The organism is gamma proteobacterium symbiont of Lampromicra miyakona, from assembly GCF_059730895.1.
Genome location: NZ_AP035932.1, coordinates 346,532 through 363,970, shown reverse-complemented (window position 1 = coordinate 363,970; position 17,439 = coordinate 346,532). Strand labels below are relative to the sequence as shown.

21 protein-coding genes are annotated in these 17,439 nt (G+C 56.3%); 2 read left to right on the top strand and 19 right to left on the bottom strand.

The genetic code is table 11. The features are described 5' to 3' along the window. Positions 1 to 27: 27 nt before the first annotated feature. The 12 genes from rpsJ to fkpA all read right to left on the bottom strand — a co-directional run bounded on the left by rpsJ (position 28) and on the right by fkpA (position 8,913). Positions 28 to 339, bottom strand: coding sequence for a 30S ribosomal protein S10 (gene rpsJ / locus AC6I8P_RS01645; protein ID WP_006120582.1), 312 nt, complete (start codon positions 337 to 339; stop codon positions 28 to 30). Between the two features lie 306 nt (positions 340 to 645). After that, complete coding sequence (gene bfr, locus AC6I8P_RS01640; RefSeq protein WP_021508213.1) at positions 646 to 1,128, bottom strand: bacterioferritin; 483 nt, start codon at positions 1,126 to 1,128, stop codon at positions 646 to 648. Positions 1,129 to 1,231: 103 nt separating this feature from the next. Continuing rightward, a complete protein-coding gene (gene bfd, locus AC6I8P_RS01635; protein ID WP_021508212.1) occupies positions 1,232 to 1,426 on the bottom strand; it encodes a bacterioferritin-associated ferredoxin in 195 nt (64 codons plus the stop codon). Between the two features lie 177 nt (positions 1,427 to 1,603). Continuing rightward, on the bottom strand, positions 1,604 to 2,788 hold the full coding sequence (tuf, locus tag AC6I8P_RS01630; protein WP_058770981.1) for an elongation factor Tu: 1,185 nt from the start codon (positions 2,786 to 2,788) through the stop codon (positions 1,604 to 1,606). 69 nt (positions 2,789 to 2,857) lie between these two features. Further along, positions 2,858 to 4,972 carry an elongation factor G gene (gene fusA, locus AC6I8P_RS01625; protein ID WP_021507461.1) on the bottom strand — a complete coding sequence of 705 codons (2,115 nt, stop codon included), beginning with the start codon at positions 4,970 to 4,972 and terminating at the stop codon, positions 2,858 to 2,860. Between the two features lie 93 nt (positions 4,973 to 5,065). Beyond that, on the bottom strand, positions 5,066 to 5,536 hold the full coding sequence (gene rpsG, locus AC6I8P_RS01620; RefSeq protein WP_007886246.1) for a 30S ribosomal protein S7: 471 nt from the start codon (positions 5,534 to 5,536) through the stop codon (positions 5,066 to 5,068). A 96-nt stretch (positions 5,537 to 5,632) separates the two neighbouring features. Then, the gene (rpsL, locus tag AC6I8P_RS01615) at positions 5,633 to 6,007 is read right to left on the bottom strand and encodes a 30S ribosomal protein S12 (protein ID WP_010616440.1); all 375 of its coding nucleotides are present in this window, start codon (positions 6,005 to 6,007) and stop codon (positions 5,633 to 5,635) included. 124 nt (positions 6,008 to 6,131) lie between these two features. Then, on the bottom strand, positions 6,132 to 6,419 hold the full coding sequence (gene tusB, locus AC6I8P_RS01610; RefSeq protein WP_058759912.1) for a sulfurtransferase complex subunit TusB: 288 nt from the start codon (positions 6,417 to 6,419) through the stop codon (positions 6,132 to 6,134). A 9-nt stretch (positions 6,420 to 6,428) separates the two neighbouring features. Then, the gene (gene tusC / locus AC6I8P_RS01605) at positions 6,429 to 6,788 is read right to left on the bottom strand and encodes a sulfurtransferase complex subunit TusC (RefSeq protein ID WP_021507459.1); all 360 of its coding nucleotides are present in this window, start codon (positions 6,786 to 6,788) and stop codon (positions 6,429 to 6,431) included. After that, a complete protein-coding gene (gene tusD, locus AC6I8P_RS01600) occupies positions 6,788 to 7,174 on the bottom strand; it encodes a sulfurtransferase complex subunit TusD (RefSeq protein WP_021507458.1) in 387 nt (128 codons plus the stop codon). The genes tusC and tusD overlap by 1 nt, the downstream gene beginning before the upstream one ends. Beyond that, entirely contained in the window at positions 7,174 to 7,896 is a 723-nt protein-coding gene (locus AC6I8P_RS01595; protein ID WP_021507457.1) for a helix-turn-helix transcriptional regulator, read from the bottom strand. The genes tusD and AC6I8P_RS01595 overlap by 1 nt, the downstream gene beginning before the upstream one ends. Positions 7,897 to 8,082: 186 nt before the next feature. Further along, positions 8,083 to 8,913 (bottom strand): FKBP-type peptidyl-prolyl cis-trans isomerase, encoded by an 831-nt coding sequence (gene fkpA, locus AC6I8P_RS01590; RefSeq protein WP_021507456.1) that lies wholly within the window; start codon positions 8,911 to 8,913, stop codon positions 8,083 to 8,085. 280 nt (positions 8,914 to 9,193) lie between these two features. Here fkpA and AC6I8P_RS01585 point away from each other — a divergent pair, with 280 nt between their 5' ends. Further along, positions 9,194 to 9,412, top strand: a complete 219-nt coding sequence (locus AC6I8P_RS01585) for a SlyX family protein (protein ID WP_010616434.1) — start codon at positions 9,194 to 9,196, stop codon at positions 9,410 to 9,412. Between the two features lie 55 nt (positions 9,413 to 9,467). Here AC6I8P_RS01585 and slyD read toward each other — a convergent pair whose 3' ends face one another. The 4 genes from slyD to kefG form a co-directional block, all read right to left on the bottom strand. Next, positions 9,468 to 10,031 (bottom strand): peptidylprolyl isomerase, encoded by a 564-nt coding sequence (gene slyD, locus AC6I8P_RS01580; RefSeq protein WP_021507454.1) that lies wholly within the window; start codon positions 10,029 to 10,031, stop codon positions 9,468 to 9,470. Between the two features lie 195 nt (positions 10,032 to 10,226). After that, positions 10,227 to 10,421, bottom strand: coding sequence for a YheV family putative zinc ribbon protein (locus tag AC6I8P_RS01575; protein WP_021507453.1), 195 nt, complete (start codon positions 10,419 to 10,421; stop codon positions 10,227 to 10,229). A gap of 44 nt (positions 10,422 to 10,465) precedes the next feature. Beyond that, positions 10,466 to 12,268: a glutathione-regulated potassium-efflux system protein KefB gene (gene kefB, locus AC6I8P_RS01570; RefSeq protein ID WP_021507452.1), complete on the bottom strand. Its 1,803-nt coding sequence runs from the start codon at positions 12,266 to 12,268 to the stop codon at positions 10,466 to 10,468. Continuing rightward, positions 12,268 to 12,819, bottom strand: coding sequence for a glutathione-regulated potassium-efflux system ancillary protein KefG (gene kefG, locus AC6I8P_RS01565; RefSeq protein WP_021507451.1), 552 nt, complete (start codon positions 12,817 to 12,819; stop codon positions 12,268 to 12,270). The genes kefB and kefG overlap by 1 nt, the downstream gene beginning before the upstream one ends. A 114-nt stretch (positions 12,820 to 12,933) precedes the next feature. Here kefG and AC6I8P_RS01560 point away from each other — a divergent pair, with 114 nt between their 5' ends. Continuing rightward, the gene (locus AC6I8P_RS01560) at positions 12,934 to 14,838 is read left to right on the top strand and encodes an ABC transporter ATP-binding protein (protein WP_498030927.1); all 1,905 of its coding nucleotides are present in this window, start codon (positions 12,934 to 12,936) and stop codon (positions 14,836 to 14,838) included. Positions 14,839 to 15,001: 163 nt separating this feature from the next. On the opposite strand, the gene tauD is transcribed toward AC6I8P_RS01560, so the two are convergent. The 3 genes from tauD to tauB are packed head-to-tail and all read right to left on the bottom strand — an operon-like array spanning position 15,002 to position 17,432. Next, on the bottom strand, positions 15,002 to 15,841 hold the full coding sequence (tauD, locus tag AC6I8P_RS01555; RefSeq protein WP_498030926.1) for a taurine dioxygenase: 840 nt from the start codon (positions 15,839 to 15,841) through the stop codon (positions 15,002 to 15,004). After that, positions 15,838 to 16,668 (bottom strand): taurine ABC transporter permease TauC, encoded by an 831-nt coding sequence (gene tauC / locus AC6I8P_RS01550; protein ID WP_021507448.1) that lies wholly within the window; start codon positions 16,666 to 16,668, stop codon positions 15,838 to 15,840. The genes tauD and tauC overlap by 4 nt, the downstream gene beginning before the upstream one ends. Continuing rightward, positions 16,665 to 17,432, bottom strand: a complete 768-nt coding sequence (gene tauB / locus AC6I8P_RS01545; RefSeq protein ID WP_021507447.1) for a taurine ABC transporter ATP-binding subunit — start codon at positions 17,430 to 17,432, stop codon at positions 16,665 to 16,667. Before tauB ends, tauC begins: the two co-directional genes overlap by 4 nt. Positions 17,433 to 17,439: the final 7 nt, after the last annotated feature.

Sequence of the window (17,439 nt, the reverse complement as noted above, 5' to 3'; positions counted from 1 at the left end):
CAACCTCTCAATCGCTCGATGACCTGATTAACCCAGGCTGATCTGCACGTCAACACCGGCAGCCAGATCCAGACGCATCAGAGCATCAACGGTTTTTTCAGTTGGCTCAACGATGTCTACCAGACGCTTGTGAGTGCGGATTTCGTACTGATCACGCGCATCTTTGTTAACGTGCGGAGAGATCAGAACGGTGAAGCGCTCTTTGCGAGTCGGCAGCGGGATCGGACCACGTACCTGCGCACCAGTGCGCTTGGCAGTCTCGACGATTTCCGCGGTTGATTGATCGATCAGGCGATGATCAAACGCTTTAAGACGGATACGGATTCTTTGGTTCGACATGAGACCAAGGCTCCAAACATTTTATAAACGAAAAAAATTACTACCCGCACCCATTACGATTGATGGGGGAGTGTAATCGTTCAGCATATAACTCCCCAATCGGGAGTATTGTCAGGCGATACACTAATCGCTATCGCCTGCGATTCTGCTCGAATCGCGCCACACCAATATCGGCAGGCCCGCGCATTATACGCAAATCTGTTCAGGAAGCAACCCATGCTGCGTTTTTAACCGCAAAAGCACGCGCCGGTAAAAAAGCCCGCACGGGGCGGGCTGCAATCAACAGGTGGAACGGCACGGCAAACGCTACTTGTCGCCCTCTTCTTTCAGCTGGGCCTGCAGATAGTTTTGCAGACCCAGTTTCTGAATCAGGTCGAGCTCGGTTTCCAGCCAGTCGATATGGTGCTCTTCATCCGCCAGAATCTCGATCATCATGTCGCGGCTGACGTAATCATGAACTTTATCGGCGTACGCAATCGCTTCGCGTAAGTCTTTCGCCCCTTCCAGTTCGAGCGTCAGATCCGATTGCAGCATTTCCGGTACGTCTTCACCAATGCGCAGCCGGCCGAGATCCTGCAGATTAGGAATGCCTTCGAGAAACAAAATGCGTTCGATGTACTTGTCCGCATGTTTCATTTCATCAATGGATTCATGGTATTCAACATCGTTGAGGCGTATCAGGCCCCAGTTTTTGAACATGCGCGCATGTAGAAAGTACTGATTGATTGCAACCAGTTCATTTCCCAGCAATTTATTGAGGTGAGTAATGATTTTGCCGTCGCCCTTCATTGTGCTTCCTCCGCTTGCAGATAAATAGAGCGTAGATGCGGATAAAAAGAAGTCAAAAAAACGCGACAGTTTTTGGGGTTATTCAGGCGAAGCGGATGCGTAGTTACGCTATCTCTTTGTAAAGAGGCACGTTTTGCATTTCATCATCCATAATCTCGCGCGCCACGCGAATACACTTGCCGCATTGCTTGCCGATAGGCACCAGCTGGCGCAGTTGCTGAATCGATTTGGGTTGATAACGGCGGACAACTTCACGCAGGGTTCGGTCGCTTACGGCATTACACAGACAGACGTACATTTACAGCCCACTCCAGTACAATTTCTGATCAAAGTGTAAATGAGAATGGTTTTTATTTCAACGTAGCTTTTGTGTGGGATTAGGCGTGCCGGTCAATGCAAAGCAAAAAAAAAGAGCACCGAAGTGCTCTTTTTCATGCTGCGGTGGCAACCGGAGTTACCACCGTTATTAACGCAATTAAGCGAGAACTTCAGCAACAACGCCCGCGCCAACGGTACGGCCGCCTTCGCGGATTGCGAAACGCAGACCCTGGTCCATCGCGATTGGGTGGATCAGCTCAACGGTCATTTTGATGTTGTCGCCTGGCATTACCATCTCAACGCCTTCTGGCAGTTCGATGTTGCCGGTCACATCAGTAGTACGGAAGTAGAACTGTGGACGGTAGCCTTTGAAGAACGGAGTATGACGGCCGCCTTCGTCTTTAGACAGTACGTACACTTCTGATACGAACTTGGTGTGTGGCTTGATGGTGCCTGGCTTAGCCAGAACCTGACCACGCTGGATCTCTTCACGCTTGATACCGCGCAGCAGAACACCACAGTTCTCGCCTGCCTGACCCTGGTCCAGCAGTTTGCGGAACATTTCAACACCGGTACAGGTAGATTTAGCAGTCGCTTTGATACCTACGATTTCTACTTCGTCGCCCACTTTCACGATGCCGCGCTCAACACGACCGGTAACAACGGTACCACGGCCAGAGATTGAGAATACGTCTTCGATTGGCAGCAGGAACGGCAGATCGATAGCACGTACTGGATCTGGAATGTAAGTATCCAGGTGACCAGCCAGCTCAACGACTTTCGCTTCCCACTCAGCGTCGCCTTCCAGCGCTTTCAGCGCAGAACCGCGTACGATTGGGGTATCGTCGCCTGGGAAGTCGTACTGAGACAGCAGATCGCGAACTTCCATCTCAACCAGTTCCAGCAGCTCTTCGTCATCAACCATGTCGCACTTGTTCAGGAACACGATGATGTAAGGAACGCCAACCTGACGGCCCAGCAGGATGTGCTCACGGGTCTGAGGCATTGGGCCATCAGTCGCAGCAACAACCAGGATCGCGCCGTCCATCTGCGCAGCACCGGTGATCATGTTTTTCACATAGTCGGCGTGGCCTGGGCAGTCAACGTGTGCGTAGTGACGGGTCGGGGTTTCATATTCAACGTGAGAGGTGTTGATGGTGATACCACGAGCCTTCTCTTCTGGCGCGTTATCGATCTGATCGAATGCACGAGCCTGGCCGCCGTAGGTTTTAGCCAGAACGGTGGTGATGGCTGCAGTCAGGGTGGTTTTACCGTGGTCAACGTGACCGATGGTGCCCACGTTTACGTGCAGTTTGTTACGTTGAAATTGCTCTTTCGCCATGGCGATAATCCTTACGTTATGCCTTCATCAGTGATGAAGGCATCAGTTCACAATTTTTAAACCGTAGCCTTATTTGCTACGAGCTTCAATAACGGCCTGAGCGACGTTGTTCGGCGCATCATCGTACTTCAGGAACTCCATGGAGTAAGAAGCACGGCCTTTGGTCAGAGAACGCAACTGAGTCGCGTATCCGAACATTTCAGACAGCGGAACTTCAGCGTGAATCTGAACGCCAGTCGCGTTAGATTCCTGACCTTTCAGCATACCACGACGGCGGCTCAGGTCACCGATAACGTCACCGGTGTTCTCTTCTGGGGTTTCTACTTCAACCTTCATGATTGGCTCAAGCAGAACCGGCTGTGCTTTCTTAAAGCCATCTTTGAAGGCGATAGAAGCGGCCAGTTTAAACGCCAGCTCAGAGGAGTCAACGTCATGGTAAGAACCGAAGTGCAGACGCACGCCCAGATCAACTACCGGGTAACCGGCCAGTGGACCAGACTTCAGCTGCTCCTGGATACCTTTATCAACCGCAGGGATGTATTCACCAGGAATCACACCACCTTTGATATCGTTGACAAATTCGTAGCCTTTCGGATTCGAACCCGGCTCCAGTGGGTACATGTCGATAACAACATGACCGTACTGACCACGACCACCAGACTGCTTGGCGTGTTTACCTTCGATATCGGTAACTTTAGAGCGAATCGCTTCGCGGTAAGCAACCTGAGGTTTACCGACGTTCGCTTCAACGTTGAATTCACGCTTCATGCGGTCAACGATGATGTCGAGGTGCAGTTCACCCATACCAGCGATGATGGTCTGGTTAGACTCTTCGTCAGTCCATACGCGGAATGACGGGTCTTCTTTCGCCAGACGACCCAGAGCCAGACCCATTTTTTCCTGGTCAGCTTTGGTTTTCGGCTCAACGGCGATAGAAATTACCGGCTCAGGGAATTCCATACGCTCCAGAATGATCGGGTTAGATGGATCACACAGGGTATCACCGGTGATCACGTCTTTCAGACCGATTGCTGCAGCGATGTCGCCTGCGCGAACTTCGCTGATCTCTTCACGTTTGTTAGCGTGCATCTGAACGATACGACCAAAACGCTCACGTGCAGATTTCACGGAGTTCAGTACGGTATCGCCCGAGTTAACCACACCCGAGTAAACGCGGAAGAAGGTCAGGTTACCTACGAACGGGTCGTTGGCAATTTTGAACGCCAGTGCAGAGAACGGCTCGTCGTCAGTTGCGTGACGCTCAGCCGGGGTATCTTTACCGTCGTCCAGGATACCATTGATCGCCGGAACGTCTGTTGGTGCTGGCAGATATTCAACGACTGCATCCAGCATCGCCTGAACACCTTTGTTCTTAAATGCAGAACCACAGGTCACGAGGATGATCTCGTTGTTCAGTACGCGCTTACGCAGAGCAGATTTGATCTCTTCTTCAGACAGTTCTTCACCGCTAAAGAATTTCTCCATCAGCTCTTCAGAAGCTTCAGCAGCTGCTTCAATCAGCTTGCCACGCCACTCTTCAGCCAGTTCCTGCAACTCAGCACGGATATCTTCGTAAACGAAGGTAGTACCCTGATCGGCGTCGTTCCAGTTGATCTCTTTCATCTTGATCAGGTCAACAACACCGGTGAAGTTCTCTTCTGCGCCGATAGCCAGCTGCAGTGGAACCGGAGTCGCGCCCAGACGTGATTCGATCTGACCAACAACTTTCAGGAAGTTCGCACCCATACGGTCCATTTTGTTAACGAACGCGATACGTGGAACTTTATATTTGTTTGCCTGACGCCATACGGTTTCAGACTGCGGCTGCACGCCACCTACTGCACAGTAAACCATTACTGCGCCGTCGAGCACACGCATAGAACGTTCTACTTCGATGGTGAAGTCAACGTGTCCCGGGGTGTCGATGATGTTGATGCGGTGCGGCTCAAACTGCTTCGCCATACCTGACCAGAACGCAGTGGTCGCTGCAGAGGTGATGGTAATACCACGCTCCTGCTCCTGCGCCATCCAGTCCATGGTTGCAGCGCCATCGTGCACTTCACCGATTTTGTGGTTAACACCGGTGTAGAACAGGATACGCTCGGTGGTAGTGGTTTTACCGGCGTCAATGTGTGCGCTGATACCGATGTTACGGTAGCGCGCAATGGGTGTTGTACGAGCCATTTGATTCCTCTGATTCTCGGACGTTCAATGTAAGTCGACCCCAGCGGGTTGGCTGAATGAGCGCCCGCTGGTTTAACAACAACTACGTGGCGATTACCAGCGGTAGTGTGCGAACGCCTTGTTGGCTTCAGCCATACGGTGAACGTCTTCACGTTTCTTCACTGCAGTACCTTTGTTTTCTGCAGCGTCAGAAAGTTCGTTCGCCAGGCGGAGAGCCATCGATTTATCACCGCGTTTACGAGCAGCTTCTACGATCCAACGCATTGCCAGGGCATTACGACGAACCGGACGGACTTCAACTGGAACCTGGTAGGTTGAACCACCAACGCGACGTGACTTAACTTCGACAGTCGGACGTACGTTTTCGAGTGCAACTTCGAAAGCTTCCAGACCATCTTTACCAGCACGTTGAGCCAGGGTATCAAGTGCGGTATAGACGATTGATTCAGCAGTAGATTTTTTACCATCTACCATCAGGATATTTACAAATTTAGCCAGCAGCTCTGATCCGAACTTAGGATCCGGCAGAATTTTACGCTGACCAATGACGCGACGACGTGGCATGGAAATACTCCGTTGTTAATTCAGGATTGTCCAAAACTCTACGAGTTTATTTTGACATTAAAGTTAAAACGTTTGGCCTTACTTAACGGAGAACCATTAAGCCTTTGGCTTCTTCACGCCGTACTTGGAGCGAGCCTGCTTACGGTCTTTAACACCTGAGCAGTCCAGCGCGCCACGAACGGTGTGGTAACGCACACCTGGCAGGTCTTTTACACGACCGCCACGGATCAGGATCACGGAGTGCTCCTGCAGGTTATGACCTTCACCGCCGATGTAGGAGGTGACTTCAAAACCGTTAGTCAAACGCACACGGCAGACTTTACGCAGTGCGGAGTTTGGTTTTTTCGGGGTAGTGGTGTAAACACGAGTACAAACACCACGTTTTTGCGGGCAAGCTTCCAGCGCCGGCACGTTGCTTTTAGCAACCTGACGAACGCGTGGTTTGCGAACCAGCTGGTTAACTGTTGCCATTAAATAGCTCCTGGATTTAGCTTTTGCTTCGTAAACACGTAATAAATCGCCTCGTATTACTACGAGGAGGCAGAATTTTAGGGCTGTGCCCATAGGGTGTCAAGAAATAACCAGGTTTTACCCTTCACCAGGCCACTTGTTGTGGATGCTTCGTCGTCAGCGTAACGAAACCAGTATAGTTCAGACGCGACACATTGGTCGAAATTTGCGCAGTCAGCCCGCGCGCCATCACGTCTTCTTCTAATACCCACAGCGTGGCGGGCGACGCCAGCAGCTGCTGCAGCTTCTCACTGCCTGCCAGCGCGGCCGTCACACCATCCTGTAACAGCAGCACGTCATCGCCCTCCTGTAACAGCAGCAGCAGGCTATCGAAATCGCATTGCCAGGGAGAGTGCAGCAGGGTGTAGAGCATGGTCAGTTCTCAGAAACGGAGGATACGGTCATAAGTTGCCAGCGTCTGGCGCAGCGCGGCAGGTTCCAGCAGCTGCGCATCCAGCACGCGCGCTGCCGTGAGGCTCTGGCCACGTGCCAGCAGTGACGCCTGACAGATATAGCAGCGATCGATGTCGTATAGCGCCAGCACGCCAAAGGTCGCAATATAGTCACGCGCCAGAATCTGCGCCGGCTGCTGATCGCGGTTGAGCTGCAGCACGCCGTCGCCAATAAAGAACAGGCCGATATCCTCACTCAGCGCGCCGGTCGCCAGCACGGCATCCAGCCCTTCCCGGCCAGCACTGCTGCCGTGCGGAGCCTGCGTAAACAGAAACGCCACGCGGTTCATCAGAACTGCACCAGGCGATCGCAGCTCAGGGCGGCTTCCGCCAGTGCGCCCAGGCCGCTAAGGGTAAATCCGGGCTGCAGATTGCTGCCCGCCAGCTGCAGGCGCGCTGCCTCCTGCGCATCGGTCACGCCGCGCCGCAACGCGGCTGCCACACAGATATTCAGTGCCGCGCCACTGTCGTCGCGCAGCTGCTGCCAGGCGCGCACCATGTCCACTTCATCGCTGGCCGGCGCGCTGAGCTGGTTAGCATTCAGCACGCCTTCGCGGTAAAAGAACACGCTTTCCAGCTGATGTCCCTGCGCCAGCAGCGCACGGGCAAACAGCAGCGCGCTACTGGCGTGCTGTGTGCCGTAAGCCGGCCCGGTCACCAGCAGCGTGTAGCGCATTAGCGATCCTGCCCCTGCAGATCGCCACTCTTAAACTGGCGGATATACAGATACACGGTGTGCTTAGAAATATTGAGGCGATCGGCCACCTGGTTAATGGCGTCCTTAATATCGAAAATGCCCTTCTCGTACAGATTGAGGACGATCTGGCGATTCTTGGCGTTATTCGACACGTTGCGATCGGCGCTCACCTCTTCAATAGTGAACTCCAGCGTCTGGGTGACCAGATCCTCTACCGAGCTGGCAAAGTTGACGTTGGAATCCACCTGCTGCGTTTCCGGCGGCATGAAAGTCGACATAATCTGCGAAAACGGTACGTCCAGGTTCATATTGATGCACAGCAGACCAATCACCCGCTGCTGCCGGTTACGGATGGCAATGGTTACCGACTTCATCAGTACACCGCTTTTGGCTCGCGTGAAGTAGGCGCGCGACACATTGCTCTCCGCGCCGTGCATATCATGCAGCATGCGCAGCGCCAGATCGGTAATCGGGGAACCCACTTTGCGGCCGGTATGTTCGCCGTTGGCGATACGCACGGCGGAGCATTTAAGATCTTCCAGAGAGTGCAGCACGATTTCGCAGTGCGAGCCAATCAGCATCGCCAGACCGTCGACCACCGCTTCGTAGGATTTCAGAATATCGTAGTCTGCTTGTTCGAACGGACGCTGCTCCAGTAAATCGAAGTCAGTCAGTTCGCCGGGATTGAATGGATTAGACATCGAAGACATTACCCTAAATGGCTGGAGCCTGTCTCGACAGCATTGGGGCAGACTCATCTTATGATCATTGTGCAGGCGCTAGTCTGGCAAATGTCGCCGTTTTTAGCCAGAGCTTTACTCATCGCGCCGCAAATTCAGGATGAGCGAAAACAAAACCGCCGCCCGAAGGCGGCGGTGCAAGTCAGCTTACTGCGCTTTCTTGTCAGCAGCGGCCGGAGCCTGCGCTTTCTCATCGGCTTTCGGCGCCGGCTTGATGTCGAGCAGCTCAACATCGAACACCAGCGTTGAGTTGGCCGGAATACCCGGTACGCCGTTTTTGCCGTAAGCCAGGTTCGGTGGGATCACCAGCTTGATCTTACCGCCTTTCTTCACGTGCTTCAGACCTTCGGTCCAGCCCGGGATTACGCCGTCCAGACGGAACGACAGCGGCTCGCCGCGGGTGTAAGAGTTGTCGAACTCGGTGCCGTCAATCAGCGTACCTTTGTAGTTAACCACCACGGTATCGCTGTCTTTCGGGGTTTCACCGCTGCCCTCTTTCTCTACCTGATACAGCAGGCCAGATTCGGTTTTCTTCACGCCCTTCTCTTTGGCGAACTTGTCCGCGTAAGCGGTGCCTTTGTCGGCATTCTCTTTCGCGTCTTTTTCCATCTTCGCCTGAGCGGCCCCTTTCACGCGGCCTTCAAACGCCTGCAGCGTCTGCTCAATCTCTTCGTCAGACAGCTTGCTCTTGCCGCCAAACGCATCCTGAACACCGGCAATCAGCTGGTCTTTGTCAAGTTTGATACCCAGTTTCTCCTGCTCCTTCAGAGAGTTGTCCATGTAGCGACCCAGGGAGGCGCCCAGCGCATAGGCTGACTGCTGGTCTTCGTTTTTGAAGGCAGCATTTTTCGGCGCCTGTGGCGCAGCCTGCGCTGCGTCAGCCGGTGCCGCAGTGGTTTCTGCTGCCATTGCCAGCGGTGCATTCAGCGCGACGGCCATGGTGGTAGCTAACAATGTGACTTTAAACAGTGATTTCATCCTTTCTCCAAAACCGAAGCTTCAAAACCTCGGGAATCATTGCGGACAGTGGCCCACACTATAACTTTACGTGGCAGTGGCGAACACTCCCACAGTGTAATTACCCGGTCAACCTCCGACCTTTTTTGCTTCAGGAAGTTTCATCAGAGATATAGGCGCAACGCGGGAATTCAATGCATACGCCAGACCGAAGGTGAAATATCAGGTGATTCTGACACGAAAGACCGTAGAATCACGCCCGACAAGATCAACGCGCAGCACCGTGACAGGAGGAGTGATGATGCAACAACCAGAATGGGATCAACGCCTTGAGGCGCTGGAGAGCAAGCTGGCTTTCCAGGAACATACCATTGAGCAGCTCAATCAGACGGTGGTTCAGCACGAGCTGGAAATGAGTAAACTGCGTGAGCAGGTGCGTCTGCTGGTGGATAAAGTGAAGGCCGCCGCCCCGTCCATGGTCGCTTCGCAAGCGGAAGAGACCCCGCCGCCGCACTATTAATGTCGCGCGCTTTGCTGCCCAATAAAAAGGCCACCCGCAGGTGGCCTTTTTACGCTTAGTGGTTGCAGCCGCAACCACCGTGGCCGCCGCAGCCGCCATGACCGTGCTCATGATCGTGACCATGGTCGTGGTCATGATCGTGATGATGGCCGTCAGCGCCATGAACGTGGCCGTGAGCGATCTCTTCTTCCGTGGCTTCACGGATAGCAACAACTTCCACATTGAAGTTCAGGTTCTGACCCGCCAGCATGTGGTTACCATCAACCACCACGTGCTCATCTTCCACTTCGGTGATCTCGACCGGCACCGGGCCCTGGTCGGTTTCTGCCAGGAAGCGCATGCCAACCTGCAGCTCGTCAACGCCCATGAACACGTCTTTCGGTACACGCTGCACCAGGTTGTCATCGTACTGGCCGTACGCGTCGTTTGCCGGGATATGCACGTCAAACTTGTCGCCGACCGCGTGATTTTCCAGCGCTTTTTCCAGACCAGAAATCAGGGAACCATGACCGTGCAGATAATCCAACGGCGCACTCACCGGTGACTCGTCAACCAACACACCGTCTTCGGTACGAACCTGATACGCCAGGCTCACCACCAGGTCTTTTGCTACTTTCATGATATCTCCTAACCGTTGAGAACAAAGAATCCCGTCTCATTGGTCTATTCTCGCGTGCAATAACCAACCAGAAAGGTTCAGTACTGAGGATGCCAACAGTGCTGTTGGACCATACTGCTCAGCGTTAATGGCGCCGATTGTAGCGGAATTCAATACCGCTGTAAGGCTAAGCTTAAAAAAAGCTGCGCCATCGCGCTACTCCGGATGAAAAATGCCAATCACTTGCTCAGTGCTGCGAACCTGATCGCGCGCCTGCTTGTCCGCCTCACGCATCTGGTGGCCGCACTTCACGCACTCCACCACATCGACATTGTTTTCACGCCACATCGCCAGCGTGTCTTTCTCCTGACAGTGCGGACAAACCGCACCGGCAATAAAACGTTTACGCATAGTCTTTCCTGCCCGTCATCAGAACGGATACGTTAAGTGTAGCCTTACTCATCATCCCAGCCGTCAAACTGCCGTTTTTCATGCTGCATTTCACGCTGGAAAATGTCCTCCAGCTCGCGTCGCGCCTCACGCACGCGTGAAACCTGCACGCTGTCGTCGTGGCTCGGCACCAGCTCACGCAGCATGCGCATATCCAGCCGGCGGAAGTGCTGCTGCGCGCGCTGCGCCTGATGCGGATGCATGCCCAGCGATATCAGCGCTTTGCGGCCTAACTCCAGCGCGCTGGAGAAGGTTTCACGCGAGAACAGCGTGACGCCCGCCTGCAGCAGCTCATGCGCCTCGACACGACCGCGCGCCCGCGCCAGGATCTCCAGTTGCGGGAAGTGCTGCTGGCACAAGTGCACGATGGTCATCGAATCTTCCGGATCGTTACAGGTGATGACGATCGACTGCGCATTCTCCGCCCCGGCGGCACGCAGCAGCTCGAGCTCGGTGGCATCGCCATAGTAAACCTTGTAGCCATATTTGCGCATCAGGCTGACCGCCGAGATATCGCGCTCCAGCACGGTGATGCGCTTGTTGTTGGCCATCAGCAAACGCCCGACCACCTGACCAAAACGGCCAAAGCCCACCACAATCACCTGGGGCTGATCGTCCTCGACAAACGGCTTTTCGCCGTCCTCTTCCGGTTCGTTGAAGCGGCGCGCCAGAATCTTATCCACGCCCTGCATCAGCAGCGGCGTGGTCATCATCGACAGCGTCACCGTGACCAGCAGCAGCGGCAGCTGATCGCCGCTAAACAGTTTTGCCGACGACGCCGCCGAAAACAGCACGAAGGCGAATTCACCGCCCTGACTCAGCACGCCGGCAAACTGCAGACGCTCCGAACTGCGCAGACCATAAATACGCGCCAGCACATAAAGCACCAGCGTTTTCACCGCCACCAGCAGCACCACGCCAATCAGAATTTCGAGAATGTGGGTATAAAGCACGCCGAGGTTGAGCGCCATGCCCACCGAAATAAAGAACAGTCCGAGCAGCAGCCCTTTAAACGGCTCAATGGCGACTTCCAGTTCGTGGCGATACTCACTCTCTGCCAGCAGAATACCGGCGATGAACGTCCCCAGCGCCATCGACAGGCCCAGCGCATCCATAAACAGCGCGGAACCGAGCACCAGCAGCAGCGAGGCGGCGGTAAACACTTCCCGCACGCCGGACGCGGCGATGAAACGGAAAATCGGCCGCAGCAGATAGCGTCCGCCCACCAGCATACCGGCGAATGCCAGCACCTTCATGCCCACCTTGAGCCAGTCGACGTGGCCACTGTCGCTGCCGGCCAGCAGTGGCACCAGCGCCAGCGCCGGAATCACCGCCAGGTCCTGGAACAGCAGCACCGAGAAGCCCAGCTGGCCCGCTTCGCTGCGGTTCATGCCTTTGTCGCGCATCAGCTGCAGCGCCATGGCGGTCGAGGACATCGCCAGGCCGATACCGCCAATCACCGCGGCCTGCCAGCTGAAGTCGGTCAGCCACAGCAGCACGCCGAGAATCGCTGCCGATACCAGCACCTGCGCGGCACCGACGCCAAAAATAGAGCGCCGCAGCGCCCACAGCTTGGCCGGGTTCAGCTCCAGCCCGATGATGAACATCAGGAACACCACGCCAAGCTCCGAGAAGTGCAGAATCTCGTCCACATCGCTGATGAAGCCCAGCCCCCACGGGCCGATGGCGATACCGGCCAGCAGATAGCCCAGCACCGCACCAATGCCGAGCCGGGCGGCAATCGGCACCACCAGCACCGCCGCCACCAGATAAATCACGCCGGCGGTGAGTAACGTTTCGCCTTGCATCACACTCCTCCGTTCGGCAGCGGTGACGCCAGCCAGTCGCCATAGGCGCGCGCAAAATTGCGCAGCACCTCGGGTGTCTGACGACGCGCCCAGTAAATCACCATCGGCGTCAGCCAGTGCATGCGACACATCTGCGCCGTCAGCTCAAACGGTCGCATAATGTCGCTCATCGGGTAGCGATTGAGGCCGCTGTGGTGATACGCCGTCTCCGGCTCACCGGTCGTCACCACGCTGCGCCAGTATTTACCTTCCAGCGCATTACCGTCCTGGCCGCTGGCAAAACCGCGCGACAGTACGCGATCCAGCCACTCTTTCAGTAGTGCCGGACAGCTATAGGTATAAAGTGGATGCTGAAACACCACGATTTGATGGTCGCGCAGCAGTTGCTGCTCGTAATGAATATCAATAAAGAAATCCGGATAGTGGGCGTATAAATCGTGCACCGTGACGTGGTCCAGTTCCATAGCCGACTGCAGCAAAACCCGATTAGCAATCGAATCCTGTGATTCCGGATGGGCGTAAAGCAGCAATATTTTGGGCGGCTGCGACATCGTTCCCCTCCAAAGCGTCGTCACCGCGGCGGAATTCCGCTACCATGCTCGACGCAACAAACATTATCGAATTATGTTGCCGATAAATTAACATATTCTGACGATACGGCGCTTATGATTGTCTTTTCCGCATTACAAATCCGTCGCGGCACTAATGTGCTGCTGGATAACGCAACGGCCACCATTAACCCGGGGCAAAAAGTCGGCCTGGTGGGTAAAAACGGCTGCGGTAAATCCACGCTGCTGTCACTGCTGAAGGGTGAAATCAGCAGCGATGCCGGCAACGTCACCTTTCCCGGCAACTGGGCGCTGGCGTGGGTGAATCAGGAAACCCCGGCGCTGAGTAAAGCCGCGCTGGAATATGTTATCGACGGCGACCGCGAATATCGTCAGCTCGAATCCGAATTAGCGGCAGCCAATGCGCGCGACGATGGCAACGCCATTGCGCTGCTGCACGGCAAGCTGGATGCTATTCAGGCGTGGAGCATACACGCACGCGCCGCCAGTCTGCTGCACGGATTGGGCTTCAGCCAGGAACAATTAATGCGGCCGGTGAGCGATTTCTCCGGCGGCTGGCGTATGCGTCTCAACCTTGCTCAGGCGCTGGTATGCCGTTCCGACCTGCTGCTGCTCGATGAACCGACCAACCACCTCGATCTCGACGCGGTGATCTGGCTGGAGCGCTGGCTGAAGAGTTATACCGGCACGCTGATCCTGATCTCGCACGACCGCGACTTCCTCGACCCGGTGGTGGACAAAATCATCCATATCGAACAGCAGACGATGTTCGAATACACCGGCAACTACAGCTCGTTCGAGCGTCAGCGCGTAGCCAAACTGGCGCAGCAGCAGGCGCTGTACCAGAGCCAGCAGGAAAAAGTAACGCACCTGCAAAAGTACATCGATCGCTTCCGCGCGCAGGCCACCAAAGCCAAACAGGCGCAGAGCCGCATCAAGATGCTGGAGCGCATGGAGCTGATTGCCCCAGCGCATGTCGATAACCCGTTCAGCTTCAGCTTCCGCGCGCCAGAAAGCCTGCCTAACCCGATCCTGAAAATGGAGCAGGTTTCAGCGGGTTACGGTGAGCGGGTGATTCTGGATGCCATCAAACTCAACCTGGTGCCAGGTTCACGCATCGGCCTGCTGGGGCGTAACGGCGCCGGTAAATCCACGCTGATCAAACTGCTGGCGGGCGAGCTGGAGCCGCTGGCGGGCAAGGTGGGTCTGGCGAAAGGGATCAAGCTGGGTTACTTCGCGCAGCATCAGCTTGAGTATCTGCGCGCCGATGAGTCGCCGCTGCAGCATCTGGCGCGCATCGCCCCGAAAACGCTGGAGCAGCAGCTGCGTGACTACCTGGGTGGCTTTGGTTTTCAGGGCGACAAAGTCAGCGAAGCCACCGAGCGTTTCTCCGGCGGCGAGAAAGCGCGGCTGGTGCTGGCGCTGATCGTCTGGCAGCGGCCGAATCTGCTGCTGCTCGACGAACCGACCAACCACCTCGATTTGGATATGCGCCAGGCACTGACCGAAGCGCTGATCGACTTTGAAGGCGCACTGGTAGTGGTGTCGCACGATCGTCATCTTCTGCGTTCGACCACCGACGATCTTTACCTGGTGCACGACCACAAAGTGGATGTGTTCGAGGGCGATCTGGATGATTATCAGCAGTGGCTGAGCGACCTGCAGAAGCAGGAAACGCAGCAGGATGCCGCGCCAAAGCAGGACAACGTCAACAGCGCGCAGTCCCGCAAAGATCAGAAGCGCCGCGACGCCGAGCTGCGCGCGCAGACGCAGCCGCTGCGCAAAGAGATCGAAAAGCTGGAGAAGCAGATGGCCAAATGGCAGACGCAGCTCAGCGAAGCCGAAGCACAGCTGGCCGACAGCGCCATTTACGAGCAAAACCGTAAGGCCGATTTAACCGCCGCCCTGCAGCGCCAGGCGGAGAGCAAATCGGCGCTGGAAGAGGTCGAAATGGCGTGGCTGGAGGCGCAGGAGCAGCTGGAGCAGATGCTCGCAGGGTAAAGGTGCGCGATGATGTCATAGAGGGTGCGCGATGATGCCCTCACCCTGACCCTCTCCCACGGGAGAGGGAACAAACCTTACTCCGCCTTACCTGCTACGCACGGTCGGCCCCCTCTCCCGCTGGCGGGAGAGGGTTGGGGTGAGGGCAATCAACGCTCCGAAATCACACCGGCACATCCCCTAACACCGTCGCGCGATGCATCACGCGCCGCGCCGGATAATAATCCGCGTTGGCATAATGCTGCGTCACGCGGTTATCCCAGATTGCCACGTCATTCGGCTGCCAGCGCCAGCGCACCTGAAACTCCGGCTTGGTGGCGTGCGCAAACAGATAGCCCAGCAGCGCCTCGCTCTCCTTCTCGCTTACGCCCAGCAGCCTGGTGGTAAAACCTTCATTAACAAACAGCGCCTTGCGTCCACTCACCGGATGGGTGCGGATCACCGGATGCTGCACCGGCGGATGCTTCGCCACGGCCTGCTGCCAGCGCTGATGCTCCTCTTCCGTCTTACGGTACTTATACTCCTGGAACGATTTCTTAAAGTCGTGTTCCGCCTGCAGGCCACTCAGCAGCTGTTTGAACGGCTCTGACAGCGCCTCGTAAGCGGCAATTCCGCTGGTCCACAGCGTATCGCCACCGCTCTCCGGCAGCAGCTTTGAGGCCAGAATGGCGATCGCCGGCGGCGTCTGAATAAAGGTGACGTCGGTATGCCAGTTATCGTTGTCCGGCGGATTATCCTGATGCGTATCCAGCACGATAATCTCTTCCACGCCTTCGGCATGCGGATAAACCGGATGAATGTGCAAATCGCCGAAGCGGATCGCCAGCGCGCGCTGCTGCTCCGACGTAATGCGCTGATCGCGCAGAAACAGCACCTGGTGACGCAACAGACCGTGATAAAGCTGCTCAAACTGCGCGTCACTCAGCGGACGGCTGAGATCGACATCGCTGACCTGCGCCCCGATATACGGACCCAGCGCGGTAAAATTCACTCGTTCGTTCATTGCTGTTCTCCATTCCAGGGCGTCAGTCGGCGCTGTAGCGCACGTAAACCCAGTTCTAAACTAAAGGCAATCAGGGCGATCACCGCGATGCCCGCCAGCACCACATCGGTGGCGAGAAACTCCCCAGCCGACTGCACCATAAAGCCCAGTCCGCGCGTCGCGGCAATCAGTTCGGCCGCCACCAGCGTGGACCAGCCCACGCCCAGGCCGATGCGCAGACCGGTGAGAATCTCCGGCAACGCTCCGGGCAGAATGACAAAACGCAGCAGCTGCCCGCGCGTCGCCCCCAGCGCCTGAGCCGCGCGGATCCGCACCTGCTGCGTATTCTTCACGCCGGCCAGGGTGGATAAAGTCACCGGCGCGAAAATTGCCAGATAAATCAGTAAAATCTTTGAGGTTTCGCCAATGCCAAACCAAATCACCATCAGCGGCAAATAGGCCAGCGGCGGTACCGGTCGATAGAGTTCAATCAGCGGATCGAGCAGCCCGCGCACCGCCGGGCTAAGCCCCATGGCAATGCCCACCGGAATGCCGATCAGCGCGGCAAAGAACAGCGCCACCAGCATGCGCGTCAGGCTGGCACCAAGGTGCTGCCATAGCGTGGCATCCATAAAGCCCTGCGGACCGGCAATAACCAGCAGCTTATGCAGCACCTGCTGTGGTGGCGGCAGGAACAAGGGCGCAATCAGCCCCAGCGCGGTCACGCCCCACCACAGCAGCAGCAGCACGGCTACGCTCAGCAGGCTCAGCGACAGCTGGCGGGAAAACGGCCAGCGCAGGCGACGAACGCGGGACGTCCGGCGCTTGTCATCAATAACGGCACTCATACAAACGCCTCCCGCTGCGCGAATACCTGGTTCAGGACATACTCACGTCGTTCGATAAATGCCGGATCGGATTTGATGCTGCGGCACGGCTCGCCCGCGGCGAAGCGCTGACCAAAGTCGAGCTTCAGCCGCTCCACCACGCGACCCGGACCCGGCGACAGCAGCACCAGTTCGCTGGCGAGAAAGACGGCTTCTTCGATGTCATGGGTGATCAGCAGAATCTGCTTGCCGGTATCGCGCCATAACGTCAGCAGCAGCGTCTGCATCTGCTCGCGCGTGAAGGCATCCAGCGCACCGAACGGCTCATCTAACAGCAGCAGCTGCGGATCAGCGGCCAGCGCACGGGCAATCCCCACGCGCTGACGCTGACCCCCAGAGAGCTGCCAGATAAAACGCTTTTCTGCGCCCTCGAGCCCGACCTTACGGATCAGACGGCGGGCGATCGCGTGCCGTTCAGCTTTTGCCATGCCCGCCAGCTGCAGGCCGAACGCCACGTTATCGATGACGTTACGCCACGGTAGTAGCCCTTCGTTCTGAAAGACCACGCCGCGCTCTGCGCCCGGTCCGCGTACCGGCTTGCCATCCAACGTGATACTGCCGGACTCCAGCGGCAGAAAGCCGGCGATCAAGTTCAGCAGCGTGGTTTTGCCACAGCCGGACGGCCCCAGCACCACCAGCAATTCGCGGCTGGCCAGCTGCAGATTGATATCCTGCAGCGCCGGTTGCCCGGCGTAACGTGCGTTGAGATGGGTGATGCTGAGCATAAGGCCT

What these genes read in the sequence shown, in the direction of transcription:
- rpsJ (WP_006120582.1), bottom strand. Translation starts at nt 339, where the DNA reads ATGTCGAACCAAAGAATCCGTATCCGTCTTAAAGCGTTTGATCATCGC.
- bfr (WP_021508213.1), bottom strand. Translation starts at nt 1,128, where the DNA reads ATGAAGGGCGACGGCAAAATCATTACTCACCTCAATAAATTGCTGGGA.
- bfd (WP_021508212.1), bottom strand. Translation starts at nt 1,426, where the DNA reads ATGTACGTCTGTCTGTGTAATGCCGTAAGCGACCGAACCCTGCGTGAA.
- tuf (WP_058770981.1), bottom strand. Translation starts at nt 2,788, where the DNA reads ATGGCGAAAGAGCAATTTCAACGTAACAAACTGCACGTAAACGTGGGC.
- fusA (WP_021507461.1), bottom strand. Translation starts at nt 4,972, where the DNA reads ATGGCTCGTACAACACCCATTGCGCGCTACCGTAACATCGGTATCAGC.
- rpsG (WP_007886246.1), bottom strand. Translation starts at nt 5,536, where the DNA reads ATGCCACGTCGTCGCGTCATTGGTCAGCGTAAAATTCTGCCGGATCCT.
- rpsL (WP_010616440.1), bottom strand. Translation starts at nt 6,007, where the DNA reads ATGGCAACAGTTAACCAGCTGGTTCGCAAACCACGCGTTCGTCAGGTT.
- tusB (WP_058759912.1), bottom strand. Translation starts at nt 6,419, where the DNA reads ATGCTCTACACCCTGCTGCACTCTCCCTGGCAATGCGATTTCGATAGC.
- tusC (WP_021507459.1), bottom strand. Translation starts at nt 6,788, where the DNA reads ATGAACCGCGTGGCGTTTCTGTTTACGCAGGCTCCGCACGGCAGCAGT.
- tusD (WP_021507458.1), bottom strand. Translation starts at nt 7,174, where the DNA reads ATGCGCTACACGCTGCTGGTGACCGGGCCGGCTTACGGCACACAGCAC.
- AC6I8P_RS01595 (WP_021507457.1), bottom strand. Translation starts at nt 7,896, where the DNA reads ATGTCTAATCCATTCAATCCCGGCGAACTGACTGACTTCGATTTACTG.
- fkpA (WP_021507456.1), bottom strand. Translation starts at nt 8,913, where the DNA reads ATGAAATCACTGTTTAAAGTCACATTGTTAGCTACCACCATGGCCGTC.
- AC6I8P_RS01585 (WP_010616434.1), top strand. Translation starts at nt 9,194, where the DNA reads ATGCAACAACCAGAATGGGATCAACGCCTTGAGGCGCTGGAGAGCAAG.
- slyD (WP_021507454.1), bottom strand. Translation starts at nt 10,031, where the DNA reads ATGAAAGTAGCAAAAGACCTGGTGGTGAGCCTGGCGTATCAGGTTCGT.
- AC6I8P_RS01575 (WP_021507453.1), bottom strand. Translation starts at nt 10,421, where the DNA reads ATGCGTAAACGTTTTATTGCCGGTGCGGTTTGTCCGCACTGTCAGGAG.
- kefB (WP_021507452.1), bottom strand. Translation starts at nt 12,268, where the DNA reads ATGCAAGGCGAAACGTTACTCACCGCCGGCGTGATTTATCTGGTGGCG.
- kefG (WP_021507451.1), bottom strand. Translation starts at nt 12,819, where the DNA reads ATGTCGCAGCCGCCCAAAATATTGCTGCTTTACGCCCATCCGGAATCA.
- AC6I8P_RS01560 (WP_498030927.1), top strand. Translation starts at nt 12,934, where the DNA reads ATGATTGTCTTTTCCGCATTACAAATCCGTCGCGGCACTAATGTGCTG.
- tauD (WP_498030926.1), bottom strand. Translation starts at nt 15,841, where the DNA reads ATGAACGAACGAGTGAATTTTACCGCGCTGGGTCCGTATATCGGGGCG.
- tauC (WP_021507448.1), bottom strand. Translation starts at nt 16,668, where the DNA reads ATGAGTGCCGTTATTGATGACAAGCGCCGGACGTCCCGCGTTCGTCGC.
- tauB (WP_021507447.1), bottom strand. Translation starts at nt 17,432, where the DNA reads ATGCTCAGCATCACCCATCTCAACGCACGTTACGCCGGGCAACCGGCG.